This is a genomic window from Pseudomonas sp. GW821-FHT02H06 (assembly GCF_059421525.1).
The window spans coordinates 12,384-32,435 of sequence record NZ_JBWKVD010000009.1 but is presented as its reverse complement, the minus strand read 5'-3'; the positions used below and the strand labels follow the sequence as shown (position 1 = coordinate 32,435).

General features: G+C 55.6%; 17 protein-coding genes and 1 pseudogene. 8 read left to right on the top strand and 10 right to left on the bottom strand.

All coding sequences use genetic code 11. The annotated features are described in order from the left end of the window. The first annotated feature begins 187 nt into the window (after window positions 1-187). On the top strand, window positions 188-688 hold the full coding sequence (locus AC07VF_RS15890) for a GNAT family N-acetyltransferase (protein WP_346627964.1): 501 nt from the start codon (window positions 188-190) through the stop codon (window positions 686-688). A gap of 29 nt (window positions 689-717) precedes the next feature. On the opposite strand, the gene AC07VF_RS15885 is transcribed toward AC07VF_RS15890, so the two are convergent. The 3 genes and pseudogenes from AC07VF_RS15885 to AC07VF_RS15875 form a co-directional block, all read right to left on the bottom strand. After that, the gene (locus AC07VF_RS15885) at window positions 718-1,032 is read right to left on the bottom strand and encodes a hypothetical protein (RefSeq protein WP_346631523.1); all 315 of its coding nucleotides are present in this window, start codon (window positions 1,030-1,032) and stop codon (window positions 718-720) included. Between the two features lie 213 nt (window positions 1,033-1,245). Then, window positions 1,246-1,455: pseudogene (locus tag AC07VF_RS15880) on the bottom strand (tyrosine-type recombinase/integrase); the annotation flags it as partial. 675 nt (window positions 1,456-2,130) lie between these two features. Next, window positions 2,131-2,697, bottom strand: coding sequence for a YjaZ family protein (locus tag AC07VF_RS15875; protein WP_346627966.1), 567 nt, complete (start codon window positions 2,695-2,697; stop codon window positions 2,131-2,133). A gap of 183 nt (window positions 2,698-2,880) precedes the next feature. Between AC07VF_RS15875 and AC07VF_RS15870 the strand changes: the two genes are divergently transcribed. From AC07VF_RS15870 to AC07VF_RS15855, 4 genes are all read left to right on the top strand, one after another. Next, a complete protein-coding gene (locus AC07VF_RS15870) occupies window positions 2,881-3,588 on the top strand; it encodes a Cap15 family cyclic dinucleotide receptor domain-containing protein (RefSeq protein WP_346627967.1) in 708 nt (235 codons plus the stop codon). A 240-nt stretch (window positions 3,589-3,828) separates the two neighbouring features. Further along, the gene (locus AC07VF_RS15865) at window positions 3,829-4,974 is read left to right on the top strand and encodes a CBASS cGAMP synthase (protein WP_346627968.1); all 1,146 of its coding nucleotides are present in this window, start codon (window positions 3,829-3,831) and stop codon (window positions 4,972-4,974) included. A 4-nt stretch (window positions 4,975-4,978) separates the two neighbouring features. Then, window positions 4,979-6,580, top strand: coding sequence for a ThiF family adenylyltransferase (locus tag AC07VF_RS15860; protein ID WP_346627969.1), 1,602 nt, complete (start codon window positions 4,979-4,981; stop codon window positions 6,578-6,580). Further along, window positions 6,577-7,038, top strand: coding sequence for a Mov34/MPN/PAD-1 family protein (locus AC07VF_RS15855; RefSeq protein WP_346627970.1), 462 nt, complete (start codon window positions 6,577-6,579; stop codon window positions 7,036-7,038). The genes AC07VF_RS15860 and AC07VF_RS15855 overlap by 4 nt, the downstream gene beginning before the upstream one ends. Window positions 7,039-7,078: 40 nt before the next feature. Here the strand turns inward: AC07VF_RS15855 and AC07VF_RS15850 are convergent, their stop codons facing one another. The 5 genes from AC07VF_RS15850 to AC07VF_RS15830 form a co-directional block, all read right to left on the bottom strand. Then, window positions 7,079-8,041 carry a tyrosine-type recombinase/integrase gene (locus AC07VF_RS15850; RefSeq protein ID WP_346631526.1) on the bottom strand — a complete coding sequence of 321 codons (963 nt, stop codon included), beginning with the start codon at window positions 8,039-8,041 and terminating at the stop codon, window positions 7,079-7,081. Between the two features lie 800 nt (window positions 8,042-8,841). Continuing rightward, the gene (locus AC07VF_RS15845; RefSeq protein WP_346627971.1) at window positions 8,842-9,240 is read right to left on the bottom strand and encodes a hypothetical protein; all 399 of its coding nucleotides are present in this window, start codon (window positions 9,238-9,240) and stop codon (window positions 8,842-8,844) included. Between the two features lie 2 nt (window positions 9,241-9,242). Next, window positions 9,243-11,474, bottom strand: a complete 2,232-nt coding sequence (locus tag AC07VF_RS15840; RefSeq protein WP_346627972.1) for a hypothetical protein — start codon at window positions 11,472-11,474, stop codon at window positions 9,243-9,245. Then, the gene (locus AC07VF_RS15835) at window positions 11,471-13,066 is read right to left on the bottom strand and encodes a tyrosine-type recombinase/integrase (RefSeq protein WP_346631525.1); all 1,596 of its coding nucleotides are present in this window, start codon (window positions 13,064-13,066) and stop codon (window positions 11,471-11,473) included. Before AC07VF_RS15835 ends, AC07VF_RS15840 begins: the two co-directional genes overlap by 4 nt. Beyond that, complete coding sequence (locus AC07VF_RS15830) at window positions 13,063-14,328, bottom strand: site-specific integrase (RefSeq protein WP_346627973.1); 1,266 nt, start codon at window positions 14,326-14,328, stop codon at window positions 13,063-13,065. Before AC07VF_RS15830 ends, AC07VF_RS15835 begins: the two co-directional genes overlap by 4 nt. A gap of 147 nt (window positions 14,329-14,475) precedes the next feature. Here AC07VF_RS15830 and ettA point away from each other — a divergent pair, with 147 nt between their 5' ends. Next, window positions 14,476-16,167 (top strand): energy-dependent translational throttle protein EttA, encoded by a 1,692-nt coding sequence (gene ettA / locus AC07VF_RS15825; protein ID WP_495009277.1) that lies wholly within the window; start codon window positions 14,476-14,478, stop codon window positions 16,165-16,167. A 75-nt stretch (window positions 16,168-16,242) separates the two neighbouring features. On the opposite strand, the gene AC07VF_RS15820 is transcribed toward ettA, so the two are convergent. Both AC07VF_RS15820 and AC07VF_RS15815 read right to left on the bottom strand, forming a co-directional pair. Beyond that, window positions 16,243-16,737 carry a GreA/GreB family elongation factor gene (locus tag AC07VF_RS15820; RefSeq protein ID WP_495009278.1) on the bottom strand — a complete coding sequence of 165 codons (495 nt, stop codon included), beginning with the start codon at window positions 16,735-16,737 and terminating at the stop codon, window positions 16,243-16,245. An 85-nt stretch (window positions 16,738-16,822) separates the two neighbouring features. Then, entirely contained in the window at window positions 16,823-17,182 is a 360-nt protein-coding gene (locus tag AC07VF_RS15815; RefSeq protein ID WP_282369669.1) for a hypothetical protein, read from the bottom strand. Between the two features lie 227 nt (window positions 17,183-17,409). Between AC07VF_RS15815 and AC07VF_RS15810 the strand changes: the two genes are divergently transcribed. Next, window positions 17,410-18,618, top strand: coding sequence for a Bcr/CflA family multidrug efflux MFS transporter (locus AC07VF_RS15810; protein WP_282369668.1), 1,209 nt, complete (start codon window positions 17,410-17,412; stop codon window positions 18,616-18,618). A 724-nt stretch (window positions 18,619-19,342) separates the two neighbouring features. Beyond that, a complete protein-coding gene (locus AC07VF_RS15805) occupies window positions 19,343-20,035 on the top strand; it encodes an ArsR/SmtB family transcription factor (protein ID WP_192173246.1) in 693 nt (230 codons plus the stop codon). Window positions 20,036-20,052 lie beyond the last annotated feature (17 nt).

Genomic DNA, 20,052 nt, shown 5'->3' with positions numbered 1-20,052 from the left:
CCGGCCAGCAGCGTACAACGGGGATTCTGTTAAACCGCTCGGCTACTTCATCGCTCGGCTACTTCATATAGTGGCTATGTGGCGAAGAATGATCAGATTTTTTTCAGGTTTGCACGGCGAAAAATAAACTTCAGAGGCGCAGGGTATAACCACTGCAGAGGTCCAGAACTTATGAGAGGAAAGTGCGGTGATTGACTCCAAAATTCGTATTGATCGTTATGCGCAAGGTGATGAGCAAGGCATCGTCGAGATGATCGTGCCCATTCAGAGGGAGGAGTTTGGCATCAACATCTCGGCTAAGGAGCAACCCGATCTGATGGCGATCCAGACGTTCTATCAGACCGGCGCGGGGGATTTCTGGGTGGCAAGATGTGAGGATGGAGTGATTGGCTCGATCGGCTTAAAGGACATCGGCAACGGCGAGGCGGCATTGCGCAAGATGTTCGTTGCCGCGCCTTGGCGCGGCCGCAAGTACGGTGTGGCACGACAGTTATTGGAATGCTTGCTTGAAGCTGCTCAGCGGCGAGGATTGCAGCGGATCTATCTTGGGACCACGGCGAATTTTCTGGCGGCCCATCGATTTTATGAAAAGCACGGATTCGAGCTCGTCGAGAAGAACGCGTTGCCAGCGAGCTTTCCGCTTATGGCGGTTGACACGCGATTTTACGTATTGCGTTGCCAGCGCTGAGCTTTCTGCTTTACCAGGTCTGGCCGCTATCATGTTTCGATGCAGTTGGCCGGATCGAAAAGCACCCATTCGTCTTCGTCCATGATCTGAATTGCTCGCAGCGAGCCGTTCGTAAACTCCAGTCGGTATTCTTCGACAGCATCGCGAATGTCGAGCCATCCGGTATAGCTCAAGTCGCCCACAGGCCGCTCGCAGACATCCTGGGTGCAGACACGGACCAGACGGCCTGAAGTCGTTACTTCGTATCGGTCTTGCGTGCATTCGAGGTCTGTCGTCTGGAAGTGGCCGCCTTCGTGTCCGTTTGGCAGGCGGTAGCTGAAAATGACCTCGTCGTACATTTCCATGGATTTCCCCTCAGTATTTGAATAACTCCAGACGGCATGCATATTTCTTTCGGACGCGGCGTTCAGGCGGATCAGCTGGTGCAGACAGCCAGGCACCTGCTCAAAAACGGCCACTAATCGTAGCTAGAGATTTAAAGACTTATGTTAACCCCCGCTAGGGATATTTAAGCACGGCAACGCGCGAGGTAATCTATTGCGCAGAACCGCTGAACACTTAAGCGTCGTTTCATCCGGCGCCTTGAGCAGTGTTTTTGCCTGGTGATCACCCAGTGCCGGTGTCTTGCCTTCGTTGTTTTCTATTCTGGGTCGTTTCACCCCGTGCACGGGATTGCCGCCGGCGATCGCGTTGCTTTCTAACAGGTGATCAAAGAGGCTGGCCAGCGCTGCTAATTTGCGGCGGATCGTGGCGCCCGCCAAACCGCGACCTCCATTGCCCAGCTAGCGGCTGCTTTGGCCCCAAAGCAGCCGTCGGCCTCGGACTCGGCTTACGGACTGTGCTACCGGCCAGCAGCATACAACGGGATTTACGTTAAATAAGCTCCGGACTTTCCGACAGTTCGGGGGCCTTTTCATGGTAAGTCAGTTGCAGCGGCATTTGCTCCACCGGCAACCTGGATATAGAGCTGACGTTGAGAGTTGGCCCCGTCCCGAGAGAAAGCTATGAGTGATGATCTAATGGTTGTTGAAACTGCTGTTTGGCTGGTTTTGATCTGCGCGACGATAGGTTTGGGTGCGCACTGGTACCGCAAACAGCAAGTGCCGCCAGACTGGCCGGAGGACGAATATAGGTAGGGGAGGTGGGTTTCATTTTTCGTGAACATTGCTAAATCACTGGCTGTAGGCTTTGCTTGAGGCCTGCTGCCAACTCACTGAGGATAGGCTGGTACTCCGTTACGCTGGTGATGACATAGTTGACGTGAGTGTCAACTGACGGTATCTTCAGCAGTAGATAGATGTGCGCGGGGATCACACAAGATGTGTGGGAATTCTATCAGCCGACCTCATAGCCGAGGGCTCCAGACACCACTGGTTTAAAGAGCACCCGAAATCCTGTTCACAAAAACGCCGCTTTTTGAGCGGCGTTTTTGTTTCTGTTGACTATCGCCTGCCACCCCGAGCCTTAGCGATTTTTGGCTGTTTCCCCGTATGAGCTACGGTTTTCGCCAGTGTGTTGAAGGGAATGCTGTTGTCACGGGTAGGCTCATGAGGCTTGCTGCGGTCGTAAGGATGTGTGGTTTTGATCCACAGCATTACTCCTAGTGCTAACGTCTCGTGCTTGTCGATGCTGAAAGCGACTTTTACCTTCACACCCAAATCATCCTCGATGATCAACCAGTTCTCTATACCGTGCTGATAGTGCTTGCCCTGGATGCATTTTTGATCGCACCAAGTAGCCATCCAGCCCCCAAGCTTCATGCTCAATTGGTGCCGTTCCGGGCAAAAATACCGTTCATTGCCGTTCTCGTCATCTATCCGGATCAGCCCCTTCTCTGACTCTCCAGCGTCCAGCTCACGCGTATAGCAGTGGCTTCTGAAGCGGCACTCACCAGCAATCTGAACGCCTCCCAAAAGGTTGAAGACGATATTGGTCGGATGCAGGTGAGTAAAATCATAATCTTGGCCGTCGTACGAAAGTGCTGACGGATGTCCATTAGAAAACAGCATGAATGCGCGACTTTTCAGGAGGTCAGTGTATAGCTTCTCACCTCTGAGGAATGGCACAAAGCGCTGCGCTCACAAAATGCTGCTCACGCGGCTGCGTGTGTGCCGGTATACGGTTATTCTCGCTCACTCGGAGCTATGACAAGTTAGCGTCTGACCTGAGGCTTTGCCTAAAAAGGAGCACACATGTACCAAGTGATAGGAATCAAGAACACAGCCATCGCTTTCCTGATTGTTACCCTTGCGATATTTGCCCTGATAAATCATGGCAACATCATCACGCTTCTAGACCAGCCGGCCAACCTACTGAAAGCGCTGTCCAGCGCTTCGAGCCTGGCTGGTTTTGTTTTTCTCATTTTGGGCGAGACATTCATTTTCCCTTGGATTTGCAAATTGCCTATTGTAAGGACGTACTTCCCGCCAATCGACGGCGCGTGGGATGTGACACTTCAATCGAACTGGGGCGCTATTGAGCGCTTGAGAGGAAACACTGAGGTCGAAGGCAAGATAACCAAGCAGGGCAAGGTCAAAATTTTCTCTCGTTTTATCCGCGTGCGCATGCAATTTGAGGCTAATGACCGCTATTCGAAATCCAGCACCGTTTGTGTAGCCGTTCAGCGTGACTGGCAGCACGGTACGATCGAACTGAATTACATCTATGAGAACCTGACCAGCAATCCGAAGATTTCCGACTGTAGCCATCACAACGGGGCGGCTCGCGTTCAGGTGCGTGATGAGGATGGAAAGGTCTCGATGGAGGGCGTGTATTTTACAGATCGCAACTGGAACCAAGGGCTCAATACAGCCGGCTACATCTCGTTCGAGCGCGCTGCGACAGGGAGTAACCAAATCGGTCAGAATCGCAACGATGGAACTGATGTCAATGCGCAATGATACTACATGTTGTGCTCAACTCTTCTTATTGCACTACATGTAGAGTAGTGGCATCATTGGATCCATGCTGCGACCGCTTCGCAGTACTGCATAAAGAATCGACGACCGCTGGGGATTAGGCGGGCCGTGGGGCGGGGTTTGTTTTTTGCTTGGCGTGACGTCAGCTGGACGCCGGGCGCCCTGTAAGCCTCCATGAGGCTTGACCATTGAAGGCCCTAAACGAGATAGGAGTGGCGTCAAATGCCAAACCTCAGCCCGCTGCTCTACAGCTCCAATGAACACACCACCTTCTTGAAAGAACTGGATCTCAGCAATTCCGAGAAACAGACCATTAATTCGGCCAGGGCAGATGTGCGCGATGCGTTGCGCAGTAAGCTCCCAAGAGCCCTTCGAGACAGGGGCTATCAAGGCAAGGATTGCAATCCAAAATTCTTTATTCAAGGCTCTTGGGCCTATAAAACCCTCAACCGCCCCTGCCAAACCCCTCCACAACAGTCCGATGTCGATGACGGTGTTTACTTGCCGATGAGCATTGTGACGGAGGAGAACCGGCCTACCATGGCCATCAAAGATTTCCGTGCTGCGGTATGTGATGTCCTGAAATCACTATGCGATGAAAAAGGCTGGGATCTTTCGTCCAGAGACACCTGCCTACGCGTAGAAATCTCGACTTTTGCCCATATTGATCTCCCGCTATACGCCATCCCGGATGATCAATATCTGAAGATCGTAGACAGCATGGAGGCCCGTAATTACAAGGTGATCAAAGCTCTTGCGATGGACTCGGAACAAGACTGCTGGAAGAAACTGCCTTCGGACAAAATCCTTCTTGCCTGCGAGGACAAATGGATCATTTCTGACCCGTTGAAAATGAAGGAATGGTTCGAGCTGGAAGTCTCCGACAAAGAGGAGCAATTACGTCGAGTGATTCGCTACATCAAGGCGTTTCGTGACAAGCAGTGGGACAAAGGTGGCCCGAGTTCCATCTTGCTGATGGCCGCAGCCTGCCCGCTCTTCCAGTTCCACTACAAGAGAGACGACCTAGCGCTGCTCCACGTTGTAAAAGGTCTGCCGGAAGCCTTGCGCAACGGCGTAAAGAGCCCGGTCGATTCCAAGGTCTACCTGACTGATGCACTTGGCGAGGAAGGTGTCGCCGAGGCTGCAGAGAAATTTGAAACCTTCAGGAAATACCTGGAGGCGTCGACTGCAGACAACGCCAAAAAAGATATGGCGTGCCAGTGGATGTGCGCCATGCTGGGTGATCGCTTCCCGAACCGTCCAGATCTTATCTCTGATCAGCCCGCGCAGCCGATGCCGGCGGTGATGGTCGCGACCCCACCTGAGCGTGGCCCTTCTGAAATCGTCAAGCGTACAAAAGCAGGGTAACGCGATGAGCGTGATACCTGAACTGCTCGCATCGCTGAAACCTCTCGGGTTTGAACGATGCGTGGACCAGCTAGGCTCGTCCACATTGCTGGTTGAAGGCGTACTCCCTACGCGTTTCGGCGACGTGCCGTGTCTGGCGTTGATCGACCGGTCTTTTCAGACATTCCCCCTAGTGCAGTTGAGCCCGGTACCTGAGCGCTTGCGGCCGATCGCCCCACATGTGGGGGCAGACGGCTTCTTGTGTTACATCGCAGAAGCGACAGCTGTGGTGGATATTTTTGACCCCATTGGTCAGACGCTGGCGGCCTTTGAACAGGCAGCGCGTGTGCTCGATCAGATAATGGCGGGTGAGCGGGTGGACGATCTGGCTGAAGAGTTTTTCGCTTTTTGGCCCGGCGAAGCTTTATATATGGATGTGAGCGCGCGTCAAACCGGCGAAGGATCTCTTCTGAAAATAGGGAAAGCCTACGCGATCAGTGATGATCCAAAACGCACTTTAGCCAAGCTTAAGCATCGACCGGGTGACCAGCGCGAACTGGATTTCGTTGTTAATTGGGTGACGACGAAAGCAGCACCCAGGCCCACGCCTGATGCTTGGCCACCGAACACCGTCAGGCAATTGCTACATTGGCAAGGGCAGCTTGATGACGCATGCCGGCGCAAAATTGAAGCACGTATTGTCAAGGCCTACCGCAAAGGAGCGGATTTCGCGATTGTCGTGATTGATTCACCTTCGATGCCCTACGGATTTGCGGTATTCGACCTACAGAAATTTCCTCGCGGATCGTATCGTGATCAGCGCCTGCCTATCTATGACCTAAGCATTCATCGGCTTCACATGATTCGCATTGACGACGCCTATGTGATTCAGCGCAATATTCCAGGCCAAACCACGCTCGCCGGCAAACGCATCGCCATGGTGGGCTGCGGAACGATAGGCGGGTATCTTGCGGAGATGCTGGCCAAGGCCGGGGCAGGTTCGCTAGGTGGGGAGCTCATGCTGGTCGATAACCAATGGCTCGAACCGGGAAATCTGGGTCGACACCGGTTGGGCGTCGACAAGAGCTTCCAGCCCAAGGCTACCTCGATGGCAGATGAGATCAAGCGTGCTATGCCGGCATCGAACGTGCGGGCTATCACCCACGATGCCAAGGAGGTGAACCTTGAGGGGTTCGATCTCCTGATCGATGCCACCGGCGAGCAATCATTGGGTCAGTGGCTTGCTGCTTGTCACTCACAAACATGTCCGCTGCTACATATATGGATCGAAGGCGCAGGTATCGCCGTTCGATCGTACATCGGTATCCATGCGTCTGAAGGCTGCTATCGCTGTCTTTGTGATTACGAGAGTTGGGGAGACTTCCACGCGGTTGAAGGTGGGGTCGAACCGCTCTTTGCTGGGCAAGGTTGCGAGGGGCCTTACGTTCCGTTCTCCGCATCAGTATCCATGCAAGCTGCTGCCCTAGGCTTCGATGCTGCCATGGCGTGGGTCGGTAATTACCATTGGCCCGGCCTGTCCACCCGGGTATTGAGCAGAGCCCACGAGCCTTTGACAGCAGACTGCACTATTCTCAAGCGTCCGGGGTGTCCAGCATGCGGTTCATGACTACCTGGCAAAGGCTATTAGATGAGCAATTCGTATACCTCAGCCAAAACGTCTTAGAGATTTTCGAGCGCCATGTCCAGAGCGATGAAGGGACGGAGGCCGGAGGCATTCTGCTGGGGCATGTACGCGGAAAACATCTCGAAGTGCTCGAGGCCAGCGAGCCGACTCGTCAAGATCGCCGTCTGCGCTATTTCTTCGAGCGGATGATCCATGGTCACAAGAGCCTGGCGGACAGGCGCTGGCAGGAGACCAATGGCTTGGTGAGGTACATCGGAGAGTGGCATACCCATCCGCAAGAGGTGCCGAGCCCTTCACACATCGATCTGGATGAATGGAGAACTCTGGCCAAGACCCGCGCGGATCGGCGCCCTCTGCTGGCTGTGGTGGTCGGACGACAGAATCTTCATGTTGAGTTGATGCATGCAGATGGCACGCGTAAGGAGTTTACTCAGCGATGATATTCCAATCTCGCTTCAGGGTCTTTCAGCGCTCCCTCTATTAGTACTTCACCTTGTAAGTTGGTGAATCCTCTGGCCGGTTCTCTCTCCGGTCATAGATCTTGGTCGTGCTGATATTGGCATGTCCGAGCCAGGCCTGGACCTTGGCGATATCCGCTTCATGCTCCAGGGCATTGGTGGCCGCGGTGGCCCTGAGTCCGTGCACCCCCAGACCGTCTACCTCGATTCCGGCCTTTTTCGCGTAGGCCGTGACGACGGCATAGATGCCGTTGGCCGTGATCCCGGCGCCGGTCAATTTACCTCGCAGCGGCATGAACAGTGGCACCTTCCGCTCGGCCAGATGATGCCCTGAGCTTTCCAGGTACTGATGAATGCGCCCAGCTGCCACAGGGTGCAACGGCAGGTAGCGCACCTTGCCGCCCTTGCCATGCACCTTCAGGTGCCGGATCCCGCGGCGTTCCTGGATGTCGCTCACCTGCAGCAGCGCCGCTTCTTCACGGCGCAGCCCGTGATAGAGAAGAACAGCCAGTAGCGCCCGGTCGCGCAGCCCTTTGAGGGTTGTTTCATCGGGCGCCTCGAGCAGCGCTTTGGCCTGGTGATCGCCCAGTGCCGGTGTCTTGCCTTCGTTGCTTTCTATCCTCGGTCGTTTCACCCCATGCACGGGATTGCCGCCGGCGATCGCATTGCTTTCCAGAAGATGATCAAACAGGCTGGCCAGCGCGGCCAATTTGCGCCGGATCGTGGCTCCGGCTAAACCGCGATGCTCGAGCTGGGCGCGCCAGGCCAAAACATGCGATCGGGTCACCACGCGAAACTCATCGGCCGACGCCAAACCGACAAACCCACAGAAGTCTTCCAGGTCATTCTGGTAGGCACGACGAGTGCGCGGGTTGTCGAGGTTGGCAAACCACTCGACCGCGGCCGGAACCCGGGCCAGCGTCTGAAATTCGACCGACGTGAGCCGACGCTGATCATTCTGATGGGTTTTCGTCAGTTCCTGCATAGCATTCCAACCATTGGCTCTTTCTCGATCATTGCTCACCTTTACAGTCACGAAAGCAACGTCACGCATTGCCTTCGCCTACAAAACCGACAAGCGGTAAAAACTGGTGATAACGTATTTTATCGCCAGTTATAGTCAGCAACCCAGGCGCACTTGGGCGCCCTCCGCCACTGTCATTGAAGTGAGCTTTGGGCCGATTGGCGCCCGTCACGAACGGCGGCAACTGGCCGAAAGCTGACTATCTGATTGAAAAGGCCGAGCTTGAAGGGTTGATAGGCAGTTGGTACGTTTGGGAACCTCTACTGGTGGGAGCCAGACATGGGAACTGATTCCTCGCTACAGATCGAACGCGCTGCTTGTGAGGAGTTTATCCGGCTCTGGGGCCAAGGGAGCTTCGAGCATCAGCGACTGGGTCAAGCGTTCTACAACCACTTCAATCTACACAAACTCACCGATCAGGCCCGATTGCACGGTCTATACGAGGCCGACGGTGAGAAAGCTTCGGGCTTGATCTTGAGGCTTTTCCACCTTCACTGAGTGGCAGCTATCGGCCCATAGGCGACATTAGCGCCACGAGCATCACATCGGGCGAAGACGCTCGTCTGCTTAGCACGTGTATGCTGGCTCCCCGAGTACACAAGGGTGGGGCAAGGCTATGAAGATAACTGAGCGAGTCGAAACAGAGGTCGTGACCGACGTAAGTTGTGACATTTGTACAGGCTCGACCCGTGTAGACGCCGGCGGGCTTCAGTTCGCAACCTCCATAAGTCTTTTCTAGGTATAAGTTTCTGAACACCGGATCACGTCTTTTTTCGAAGCTGTGAAACCGGCTGTTCCAACATCGATCGCGTTAGTCCGTGCATATCCGCATTGGCTTGCCAGATCAAAAACCGGCTGTGCATCTCTCGAACAGCAGCTAACAGCTTCTGATTGTTCGCTGTCAGTTTCTCAATGTGCTCGTTGGCGGCCTGAATATCGCTAACCCAGCCCGGTTTCAGCTTCTGAGCCTTCAATGCCGCCTTGCAATTCCTCATCGCTAAATCCACGGCAGGTAGATTCATCAGGGACTGGCGAGCACGACTGATACCCAGTTTTTCTTTGCAGGCCTCAACGAGCAACGGCCAAGTCAGCTTCGGCTCTGACCATTCCTCAATCAGCTTGATGATGCTTTTCTCATCCTTTGGCGTTAAATGCCCCATCGTTAACCCTCGATCTCATCAAGCAAAGCTAAGACGTCATCCAACGATGACAACGCCTCTTGCGCCTCGTTCTCTTCAATGGCTTTGACCTCGATCAGCCCCGACATTGCGGCGGCATTCTTAGTCAGCGTCCACCCGTTATCGGCGTTCCACACAATGTCACCGTTTTCGAGTTCGGAGTTTTCCAGCATTTGGATTAGCGCCTCGCACCTAAAGAGCTTCTCACCCAGTTCTTTGGCCGACCCCGATGCCCCAAACACGCCACGAGACTGTGCATCCATAGCCTTATCAAGGCGGCGTTTAAGGTCGTCGCGTTCTTCCATGAGGTTGCCCAGCTTCACGTCATCTCCTTTTACGCAACCGAGCCGCCCGCAGTCCAAGCAGGCACCCATCTTCGGGCAGGGCTCAGACGCGAAGTTGTGCACACAAACGCCGAGATGGGTTTGATGAATAATGCGGTCCCGCTCACCCTCGCGCAGTTCCCTCACCTCAACCAAGTTCAGCGGCTGATTGGTTTTAATCTTGTCCAGGCGCTGAGCAGCGGTGCTGTGCTTCGTTTTGGGGTGGTAAGCTGCAACCCTTTGGGTGCGATTCTCGATGGTCTCATGGTTGTAAACTGACCCCATCGTCGTGCGTCCAGAGAAGGTGTCAATTAGGAGCTGCGACAGACCGGCCTGGTGCATTGCGGTGTTCAATTCGTGCCGAAACGCGTGCGTGTTGACCTTGACACCGGGGTAGCCCCAGCGCTCGAACAGGCTTTTCACTTTAGGGTGGTTGCCTAATTGCGCATTCATTCGGCTAGTGGTTGCTGCGATCTCCACGCCAAACCCGTGTGTCGCAACGCTGTTACCTGAGTCTTCAGCCATTGCTCCAGTGCGCACGGTAAACAGGGCATCACGGTACTTCACCCGAGCTTTGCCCTCCGTGTACGGCGTGGTGTATGGAAAATTCTTTGGAAGATACTTCTCCCGCAACAGCACATTGAGCTTGCGCATCGTGATCACACTCTGATCGTCAAACTCATAACCCCAGACTCCCTGCTTGCCTTTAAGATATTTGCGCTTTCCTGCGCTGTAATCCCACCCGCCACGGATCTCCGCCAATAGAATTCGGGCGGCGGGGCTGAGCGCTTTTTGCTTCTCCATGCTTTTCAGGAAGTTGGCATTGAAGACGCTTCGCGGGCTGTAGCCCTCATGAACGGTGAGTTTCAGCGTGGCACAGGTTTCGGCGTAGGTGAGCGGTTCATCAGGTCCCTTGGATGGCAGTCCTTCATGGGGCGGAAACTCATCGGGGTGGTCTTCCAGCCAGGCGGCGTAAGCCCGCGCCTCATCGGTGATCGGTTTCAATAACATGATGACCCGCTCGACGACCGGCTCCATCTCAGGTTTAACGACGGGCTTCAGCGCCACCTGGTTTATCTTTTCCGCGTACCAGCGCAGGAACATGCGCCGATTGCCTTGGCTACCCTCTTTGAATACTAAGCACTTCAATTCAACATCGGCCAATTCACCCACGCGACTGGGTGCACTCAGCAATAGCGCACAGGCGGATGTCACAACGATATCAAGGGGCCTGGTCAAATCGTTATTGAACACTTCCCCGAGGGCTTTGATCGCTTCAGGGGCGGGCAGCTTCTCTTCTCGATCCGTTTTTTGCTGCTTGAGCGTGCCACGCTGCCTCCGCGTAAGCGGAGAGGTCCATCGGAAATCTGACCTGAGGAGTTTTTTGTCACGCATCAGGGTGATGATGGCTTCAAGTGACTTACTATGGATGTATGCGTTATTGCCTTTTGTCCAGTGAAGGTCCATGTGGCAACACGCCTTATTACAGACAGCGGCGGAAACCCGCGTCACATCCCGCGTGCTTTTCACCTCGTAGAGCGCGACTTCCAGCGCCCTCAGAGCGTTCACCCAGTCATTCAGCGTCTTTTTCTGCAGATACACCCTTCGGTACACCAGTATGGCCTTGGCGAACTCAGTGAAGGGCGCCTGCATCGCCTTTGGGAAATCTATGCTCGATCCTAACGCTGTGAAGCTACAGCTTGTGAGGCCATGCTGGTGCCAACTGCTGTCTTCCCAGCGGATACTCTCGTTCACTCGATTGGGAATGCCTTTGGGCAGGGTATCTTTTGCCCATTCGATAAACGCCGCGAGGTGAGCCTCTGCAGCCAGTTGGCTCCTGGGCTTAAAATCAACAATGTTATTGGTCGGTCCAGAATCAAGCGCATCGGTCATTCCTCTTTTCCCCTTGAGTCCGATGGTCGGCGCATACCCTCACAATCCAAAATGACCTTCCGACAAGCCAGGATGGCCCGATCCCAGAGCACACCGGTCGTTTTATCCGTGTCAATAGTTTGCATCCGACGACGTTCCAATCGCTCAAGGACCTCATGGTGATTGGCGTACAGAAGGGGTTGGAATTTTGCGCATGCGTAACAGGTAAACGGCGCATCTAGATAGCAGGCGGCAGTGGCACCGCATACTGCCACATCCTCGATTTGTCGATCCGCTCGATCTCCGTTTTTCGCTGAGGCGCGATCCGTGACGATGATTCCGGTGAACGCATTCACAACCAAGGCCAGATGGTCGCTCATCTTCACGTCGACCAGCGCCATTAACTCCGCCGATACCTGCCGGTACTTGCGCACCGTCTGAGTATCGCTGTGCATAAATGCGCGGGCCATAGTCCACTCATCCAGCCCTGCATTAGAAAGGTCCGTGCCGAGGGTGTGCCTGAACCGGTGCCCCCGCGTCATTTTCAGCGGCTGATGGGTGCGAGGCGAAATCGGAAAGCCCTCCATCCGCTCGATGCGAGCAAGCCATGGCCTGACCGTGCCTGGTCCGACATGAAAGATCGGCTGCGGCGCGTCTTCGAGGCTTTTTTGAAGGGGGCTATCAAGCAAAACAGGTGGATTCATCCGCTCCCTAGGCTCTGCTTTATCTTCCAGCTTCCGGCGAAAGAGGGGCACATTCTCAATGGCTACATTCCAGTTGGCACCGTCTGGATACGTTTGCCAGAGTTGCGCCAGAATCATTGCCTTGTAAGCCTGCACGGTGTTGAAGAGATCCTCATCCAGACTGAATGTTTCGGACTTTCCTCGCCAACCCGCCTCGTCGCCTTTTTGCTTTGCCCAATGAAACCTGACCTTGCAGCCATGATCGTCTTTGGTGAAATCACCAAAAACCATCATTCTCACCTGAACGCCACGTTGCCCATAAATCATCAACAAACGGAGGTAAAGGTACTGCTCGGGATCTAACTGACCGTGACAAAATTGCTCATGTATCCATTGATGCAGCGCGTCCTGCTCTACCTGCGTGAATGGGCCTTGTTTGGGGTCCAGGCTAAGGATCACATCGTTACTGGAACGCTTTTTCCTTGGCAGTGCTCGGTAGGCACCGATCAGACGTTGCGAAGGGCGCTGTTCGAGAGATTCGCAGTCGTGCCAAAACGCCACCAAAGTGGCAATGGTACTAAACTCACTTTCGCTCAAGCGCTCTCGTAGAGCGATCAGGTGATCCTCGTTGAGCGGGTCAATCCCGGCCTGAGCAGCACGCGACAACCCACTGGCGGCGTTAGCAACCGTGTCTGCTGCCATATCGGCCATTCGGTACGCAAGGATGGCGTGCAACCAGGGCTGCCAATCCGGCGAGACGCAGGCAATGGCCGCTTCCCAGTTGACTGATTGTCTAGCCGATTTATCCGGTTTCCACATCGGTTCGGCGGGTGTGAACACCTGCCCACATTTCGCTAGGCGAGGCGTGTTCAGCCACGCATCTAGAGTGAACTTCGTGGGTGCCTGAAGTGCTTCGACGGCAATGTTCAGTCTGAAACTCCTTGTGTCTTACCGGCTCTCTGACGGATGGCCTTAAACCGCTCTGCCCGTTTCTGTATCGCTTTGTCTGCCTCTTCCTTCCAGAATTTCGAGCCGTAGCGGCCTGGCATGTCCGATCCGGGACTCCAGCCGAACATCCATGTGAGGGTCTTTTGAACTTGCGTGGTGCGATCCTCTGGCGTGAGCGCTGCCAGTTCCTCACGCATGCTTTCCAGCATCGTGTAGACGGCGTCATGTCTCAGAATATGTGGGTGCACATGAGCCAGTTCCGGCGCCATTTCTCGGACCCTGGATAGAACCCCATCGATTGCTTTGATGGTCAGGGGGCCACCCTCATTTCGCTTGTGCGCCACCAGCAAAAACGGATGCTTTCTCGCTTGCGATGTGCCGCTACGGGGTTTTCTGTGGCGATAATTCAATTCGTACTCATTGATCGCGTGATACAGGTCATCGGTCATCACCAGCATGCGCTCGTGGGTTTTGAATTGCGGGGCCATGGTTCGGGGATCGAGGCTCTCATCCTCTAGGTTGACCACTGCTAGTTGACGACTGTGCCAGTGAATATCGCTGGTCTTGATCAGCAGCATCTCGGAGCGTCGCAGCCCCATGTCGAGACCCAACAGCAAAATGATGTAGTTGCGCAGCTTGTTGGCTTTATCTGGAAAGGGGTTCTCGGCGCTATCCGGATGCATGATCTCCAGCAGTCGAGTTCGCTCCTGGCTTGTCAGCCCCTTTATTTCATCGACTCGCGTACTTTTCCACGCAGGGCTGGCCGCTTTCATCTTGCGGTTGATGCGCTTCTTCAGATCGTCAACTGCCGCATATCGCGTTGAGTGATCACCCAATTTGTCATAGAGGAAGGCGACATAGTCGCGTACCGCCTCGATTCGCTGCTGCGCATGGACCTTGCCAACGGATTTGTAGGCAGTCGCATGCAAGCGCATCCCTGCATACTTCGTGGCCAAGGTTTCCTTGCGAAACCCCGCGTCCGATACAAATCTAGAAAGCTCACTGTCTGTCAGGTATTGGCTGGGAGGGGGCTGTTCGAGGCGAGAAATAAGATCAATGGAGGAAAAGTGCAGAAACTGCTCAAGCACAATCAGATGCTCAAGGTACTTCTTTGTTGTTTCCAGTGCTCTGCCAGAGTGCTCCATGGTGATGTAAAGATTGGGGTAGTAGACCGGGATGCAGTCTTGCACCAGCAGCTTTCTACGAGCACCATTCACAATCTGCTCTATGACCTGGAAATCCATGTCGCTCCCTCATGAAAAATAACTTTTATCAGTATAGTCAGGAACAGGGTACGGTCAATGCGAAACCTAACGTTTTGCTTTCCAGAATTTAAGCGTTTTCGCTACCATTAAAGCACCGCAAACACAGGATTAAAGGCGAATCAAACCATGTCAAAAAGTGACAAATCAGGCAAAACGGGCTCTTACGTTTTTACCATGCATCGGCTGAGCAAAGTTGTTCCTCCGAAGCGGGAAATCCTGAAAAACATCTCCCTCTCGTTTTTCCCCGGCGCCAAGATCGGCGTCCTCGGCCTCAACGGTTCGGGTAAATCCACACTGCTGAAAATCATGGCCGGCGTCGACACCGAGTTTGACGGCGAAGCGCGCCCGATGCCTGAGCTGAACATCGGCTACTTGCCGCAAGAGCCGCAGCTCGACCCGACCAAGACCGTACGTGAAGTGGTCGAAGAAGCGGTCAGCGTCATCAAGGACGCTCAAGCGCGTCTGGACGAAGTCTATGCCGCTTACGCCGAGCCGGACGCTGATTTCGACAAGCTGGCGGCCGAACAGGCCAAGCTCGAGTCGATCCTGCAGGCCAGCGATGGCCACAACCTTGAGCGCCAGCTGGAAGTCGCCGCCGATGCGCTGCGTCTGCCAGCCTGGGATGCCAAGGTCGAACACCTGTCCGGTGGTGAGAAACGCCGCGTGGCTCTGTGCCGCCTGTTGCTGTCCGCCCCCGACATGCTGCTGCTCGACGAACCGACCAACCACCTGGACGCCGATTCCGTCGCCTGGCTCGAGCATTTCCTGCACGATTTCCCGGGCACCGTGGTTGCGATCACGCACGACCGGTACTTCCTCGACAACGTCGCCGGCTGGATTCTGGAACTCGACCGCGGCGCCGGCATTCCGTACGAAGGCAACTATTCCGGCTGGCTTGAAGCCAAGTCCGACCGTCTGGCGGCCGAATCCAAGCAGCAGTCGGCCCATGAAAAGGCCATGAAAGAAGAGCTCGAGTGGGTCCGTAAAGGTGCCAAGGCGCGGCAGTCTAAATCCAAGGCCCGTCTGCAACGCTTCGAAGAGCTTCAGTCTCAGGAATTCCAGAAGCGCAGCGAAACCAACGAGATCTACATCCCGGCCGGTCCGCGTCTGGGCGACAAGGTCATCGAATTCAAAAACGTCACCAAGGGCTACGGCGATCGCGTGCTGATCGACAACCTGTCGTTCTCCATGCCCAAAGGCGCCATCGTGGGTGTGATCGGCGGTAACGGCGCCGGTAAGTCGACACTGTTCCGCATGCTGATGGGTAAGGAGCAACCCGACTCTGGCTCCATCGAAGTCGGCGAGACCGTGCAACTGGCGTGCGTCGATCAGAGCCGCGACGATCTGGACGGCAGCAAGACCGTGTTCGCGCAGATTTCCGACGGCTCCGATCAGATCAAGATCGGCAACTACGAAATCCCTTCGCGCACCTATGTCGGCCGTTTCAACTTCAAGGGCGGCGATCAGCAGAAGTTCGTGAAGGACCTGTCTGGCGGTGAGCGCGGTCGTCTGCACCTGGCGCTGACGTTGAAGGAGGGTGGCAACGTCCTGCTGCTCGACGAACCGTCAAACGACCTCGACGTTGAAACCCTGCGTTCCCTCGAAGAAGCCCTGTTGGACTTCCCGGGCGCCGCCATTGTGATCTCTCACGATCGGTGGTTCCTTGACCGCGTGGCGACTCACATCCTCGCGTACGAAGACGATTCCCAAGCCGTGTTCTTCGAAGGCAACTACACCGAATACGAAGCCGATCGCAAGAAACGCCTCGGCGATGCAGCCGCTCAGCCGCACCGCGTGCGTCACAAGAAACTGGCCTGATTCGGGTTGGTGGCATAAAAAAACGGAGCCTTCGGGCTCCGTTTTTTGTGTCTGGCCGATTGTCAGTCGAGTAAGTCAGTCCCCGGCCTCAATGCGTATGACCTCAATGACTGCATCGCCGACCGGCCGCTGCCAGGTGACTTCGTCTCCGACCTTGGCGCCCAGCAATGCCTTGCCCAGCGGCGACGCCCAGTTGATCAATTGACTGCCCGCATCGGCCTGATCCTCGCCGACCAACTGCACGCGTTGTTCGACATTGTCCTCGTCGGCAAAAGTTACCCAGCTGCCAATCTGAACCTTGTCATCTGACGCGCTGCTGACCACTTGGGCGCTCTGCAGGCGCTGGTTGAAATAACGCAGGTCGCGCTCGATTTCGGCCATGCGCTGCTTGTCTGCCTCATCACCCCGGGCGTTCTGTTCGCTGTATTGCGCTTGCAGTTGCTCAACCTGATCATGCAATTGATGGAGGCCGCGCTGGGTGACGTAATTGGTCTGGACGCTGATCTGCCGTTCAACCGGCGGGTCGATTTGCGCGGCGGCGTTGTCTTCGTTGACGAAGGCGCGACTCATGGCGGGGCTCCTGTTCATGGCTTAGTCACATTGGGCCATGGTGGGTGCCCGATAGTTTCACCCGTTATGCAGACGCAACTGGCGTTCAATGAGAGCGGTAGGCTTTGGCGGCGTCCTGGGTCCTTTGATGGTCCCAGTCGCGGTCGCGGTCATTCCAGATGCTGTCGCGGCCCTGATCCTGAACATTGCTGTTGGCAAGTTGGGCCTGGCACTGACGAAACCCGTCTGACCAGCCTTGCGCGTACAAGGTGTCACGCAGATAGCGAGGCACGTCCTTTTTGAATTGCCCTTTGATCACGTCGATGGACTGCCGCCCGCTTCCGCACCCATCCTGAAAACCGTCAGCGAATGCCGGTGGGTAACCTTCGGCCAATAGCTGGTCGTGGGTAGACTGACATCCGGCGACAACGACAACGCACCACAGCACAACCCATCGCGCATTCATTTTGATTTCCTCACTGCTTGAGAAAAGTTTAGAAGCGCTTCTGTGAGTTATTGGTAAAAACGCTGTAGGAAATCCATTAACCGATGCTCGGTCACGTGTAATAAGTTCCCCCTTTTTCACCCCGCGACGACGTATTGAAAAAACTTCCGGTAATTTATCTGTGAGCGGGCCGCGCTGATTCAAGGTTGTTAAACTGTCGCGCTGCGCAAAACCGTTTAGGAAGATTGATGAACCTCAGAACGATTCTGATCCTCGGCGCACTCAGCGCCTTTGGCCCGTTGGCCATCGACTTTTACCTGCCAGGTTTCCCGGCTATCGCTTTGGCATTCGGCACGGACGAGAAACACGTTCAGCTGACCCTGGCCTCTTATTTCCTCGGCCTGAGCATCGGCCAGCTCGCCTACGGCCCGATTGCCGATCGCTTCGGCCGTCGGATCCCGCTGTTGTTTGGCGTCGGCTTGTTCACCCTCGCATCGCTGGCGTGCGCCCTGGCGCCTTCTCTTGAATGGCTGATTGCTGCCCGCTTTGTACAGGCGTTGGGGGGATGTGCCGGTATGGTGCTGTCGCGGGCGATCGTCAGCGACAAATGCTCACCGGTTGACTCGGCCAAGGTGTTCTCGCAATTGATGCTGGTCATGGGCCTGGCGCCGATTCTGGCCCCGATGCTCGGCGGGCTGTTGGTCAACGTCGTGGGTTGGCAGGCCATCTTCCTGACCTTGACGGTGTTCAGCGCACTCACTGCAGTGGCGGTTTTCAGGGGCTTGCCGGAAAGCATGCCGGCCGGCCATCCGCGACTGCCCCTCTCGGGCGCGCTCGGGTCGTACTGGAACCTGCTGGGCGACCGGATCTTTCTGGGCCACGCGCTCACTGGCGGCATCGCGATGGCCGGGATGTTTTCCTACATCGCAGGTTCTCCCTTCGTTTTCATCAAGCTCTACGGCGTCCCGGCGGAACACTACGGTTGGTTGTTCGGCATCAACGCTGCCGGCTTCATCCTCATCGCCCAGGTGAACGCTCGACTCGTCGGGCGCTATGGTCCGGCATGGTTGCTGTCGCGGACTGTCTGGATCTATCTCGCTGCCGCGCTTGTGCTGCTGACCATCGCCTCCCTGCACACCGAAAAGCTGTGGCCGCTGCTGATTCCGCTGTTCATCTATATCGCCAGCCTCGGCTGCATCATTCCCAACGCTTCGGCGTGCGCGATGAGTGGGCAGGGCAAACGTGCGGGCAGCGCGTCGGCCTTGTTGGGGTGCTTGCAGTTCAGTGTCGCTGCGGGCGCGGCAGCGCTGGTGGGCGTACTGCATGACGGAACGGCCGTGCCAATGGCGACCGTTATTACGCTGTGCGGCGTTCTGGCTGTGACGCTTTCGGTTGTTACACGCCGGGCGCAGCAGAAGCGAGATGCGCTGACTCCCCACGCGGATGTGCGGATCTAATCGACGTCGGCAACGTTAACGCGTTGCCGATATTCACCGGGTTTAAGGCGTACCTGTACAAGCATGTTCAGCCTGTTGAAAAGAGCGTGTTATATACAGCCGTTTACTACTTCGGAATTGGAAACTTCTTACAGCGGTTAAAAACTCTTAACTTGGTCTCGTGCTGGATCGAGAGAACTTCACTTCTGGCACGTCCCTTGAGCAGCTTATTTTCTTGAAGTCCTCAGGAGTTTTCAGTGTAGGCAATCGCCCTGGCGCCGAATTCACGAACGGCTACTGTCCGCGCAAATGCCCGTCCTTCAAGGGGCTACGGCTATCCGGCTGAGTCTGCGTAGCATGGGGTCTGCCGGATTGTGCTGAACATTTGCCAATACGGCCCACAAACAAAGGGCTAAGCAATGGACAAGTTGATCCGCCGATCGGCCGCAGGTCTTATACTAAGCGCCGTCATGGATCCGATTTAATTCTTGTCATCTATCTGTATTGCTCGGGCGAAACTATCTGTATGACCTGCAAGTTCCAGTAATCAGAGTTTGTATGACGTGATTTAAATCAATGTCTGCTTTCGCCGTAAACACCGATGATGGTTCACCACAGCAATGGCCCGGCGCTTTCAATTGATTACGCCCGTGATTACGCGCCAAGCCACACCAGGCCAAGCCAACGCTTCGACCTGCGCACCGGTGCCGGGCCGCTTAGATAATGTTCAACAGGGAGTGAAGACATGGAATATGTACCTTGCATCAGCCAGATCGCTGCATTGCTCGCCGACCCTAAACGCAGCGCGATCGTGTGGGCACTGATGGACGGAACATCGCGGGCGGCCAATGAGGTAGCCTCGCTAGTGGGTCTTTCCACTTCTTCTGCCGGTGCACACCTGGCGCGCCTTGCCGCTGGCGGATTGCTGCGCCATGAAGTCCGCGCCCGCAAACGGTATTTCAGGCTGGCCGCTCCGGAAGTCCGGACTGCGGTCCAGGCGCTGGTCAGTGCGTCCATGGTCAGCGCGGATCTGATCAGCCGCAGCATGGCGCAACCGTTGCCGCCCCTTCCGTTGTGCCGCGCCAGTGTCTGCGCGGATCATCTTGGCGGCGAAATGGGTGCGGAGCTGTATTTGAGGATGCTGGGCGCGGGCTGGATCGAACAATCCGAACACCGGCTGGAAGTCACCAGCGTCGGCATCTCGCGCTTTGCCGAACGGGGGATTTTCATTCCCGCGCTGGCCCACAGACGACGCGAAGCCGTGTGCGCCTGTGTTGACTGTCATGAAAGCAGCCCACACCTCGGTGGCGCATTGGGGGCCGGGCTTTTGCAGTTGTTTATGCAGCTGGGTTGGCTGCGGACGACCGAGGAGGCCTCCACGTTGCAGGTCTCATCCAATGGTCAGCGAGAAATCAGCAAAATCGCCTCGGCGGCGTGATGCTCCCAGAGGGGGCT

Bases quoted from the DNA above. Each gene is read 5' to 3' on its own strand.
- AC07VF_RS15885 (WP_346631523.1), bottom strand. From the start codon at position 1,032: ATGGAAATGTACGACGAGGTCATTTTCAGCTACCGCCTGCCAAACGGA.
- AC07VF_RS15875 (WP_346627966.1), bottom strand. From the start codon at position 2,697: ATGCTGTTTTCTAATGGACATCCGTCAGCACTTTCGTACGACGGCCAA.
- AC07VF_RS15870 (WP_346627967.1), top strand. From the start codon at position 2,881: ATGTACCAAGTGATAGGAATCAAGAACACAGCCATCGCTTTCCTGATT.
- AC07VF_RS15865 (WP_346627968.1), top strand. From the start codon at position 3,829: ATGCCAAACCTCAGCCCGCTGCTCTACAGCTCCAATGAACACACCACC.
- AC07VF_RS15860 (WP_346627969.1), top strand. From the start codon at position 4,979: ATGAGCGTGATACCTGAACTGCTCGCATCGCTGAAACCTCTCGGGTTT.
- AC07VF_RS15855 (WP_346627970.1), top strand. From the start codon at position 6,577: ATGACTACCTGGCAAAGGCTATTAGATGAGCAATTCGTATACCTCAGC.
- AC07VF_RS15850 (WP_346631526.1), bottom strand. From the start codon at position 8,041: ATGCAGGAACTGACGAAAACCCATCAGAATGATCAGCGTCGGCTCACG.
- AC07VF_RS15845 (WP_346627971.1), bottom strand. From the start codon at position 9,240: ATGGGGCATTTAACGCCAAAGGATGAGAAAAGCATCATCAAGCTGATT.
- AC07VF_RS15840 (WP_346627972.1), bottom strand. From the start codon at position 11,474: ATGACCGATGCGCTTGATTCTGGACCGACCAATAACATTGTTGATTTT.
- AC07VF_RS15830 (WP_346627973.1), bottom strand. From the start codon at position 14,328: ATGGATTTCCAGGTCATAGAGCAGATTGTGAATGGTGCTCGTAGAAAG.
- ettA (WP_495009277.1), top strand. From the start codon at position 14,476: ATGTCAAAAAGTGACAAATCAGGCAAAACGGGCTCTTACGTTTTTACC.
- AC07VF_RS15820 (WP_495009278.1), bottom strand. From the start codon at position 16,737: ATGAGTCGCGCCTTCGTCAACGAAGACAACGCCGCCGCGCAAATCGAC.
- AC07VF_RS15815 (WP_282369669.1), bottom strand. From the start codon at position 17,182: ATGAATGCGCGATGGGTTGTGCTGTGGTGCGTTGTCGTTGTCGCCGGA.
- AC07VF_RS15810 (WP_282369668.1), top strand. From the start codon at position 17,410: ATGAACCTCAGAACGATTCTGATCCTCGGCGCACTCAGCGCCTTTGGC.
- AC07VF_RS15805 (WP_192173246.1), top strand. From the start codon at position 19,343: ATGGAATATGTACCTTGCATCAGCCAGATCGCTGCATTGCTCGCCGAC.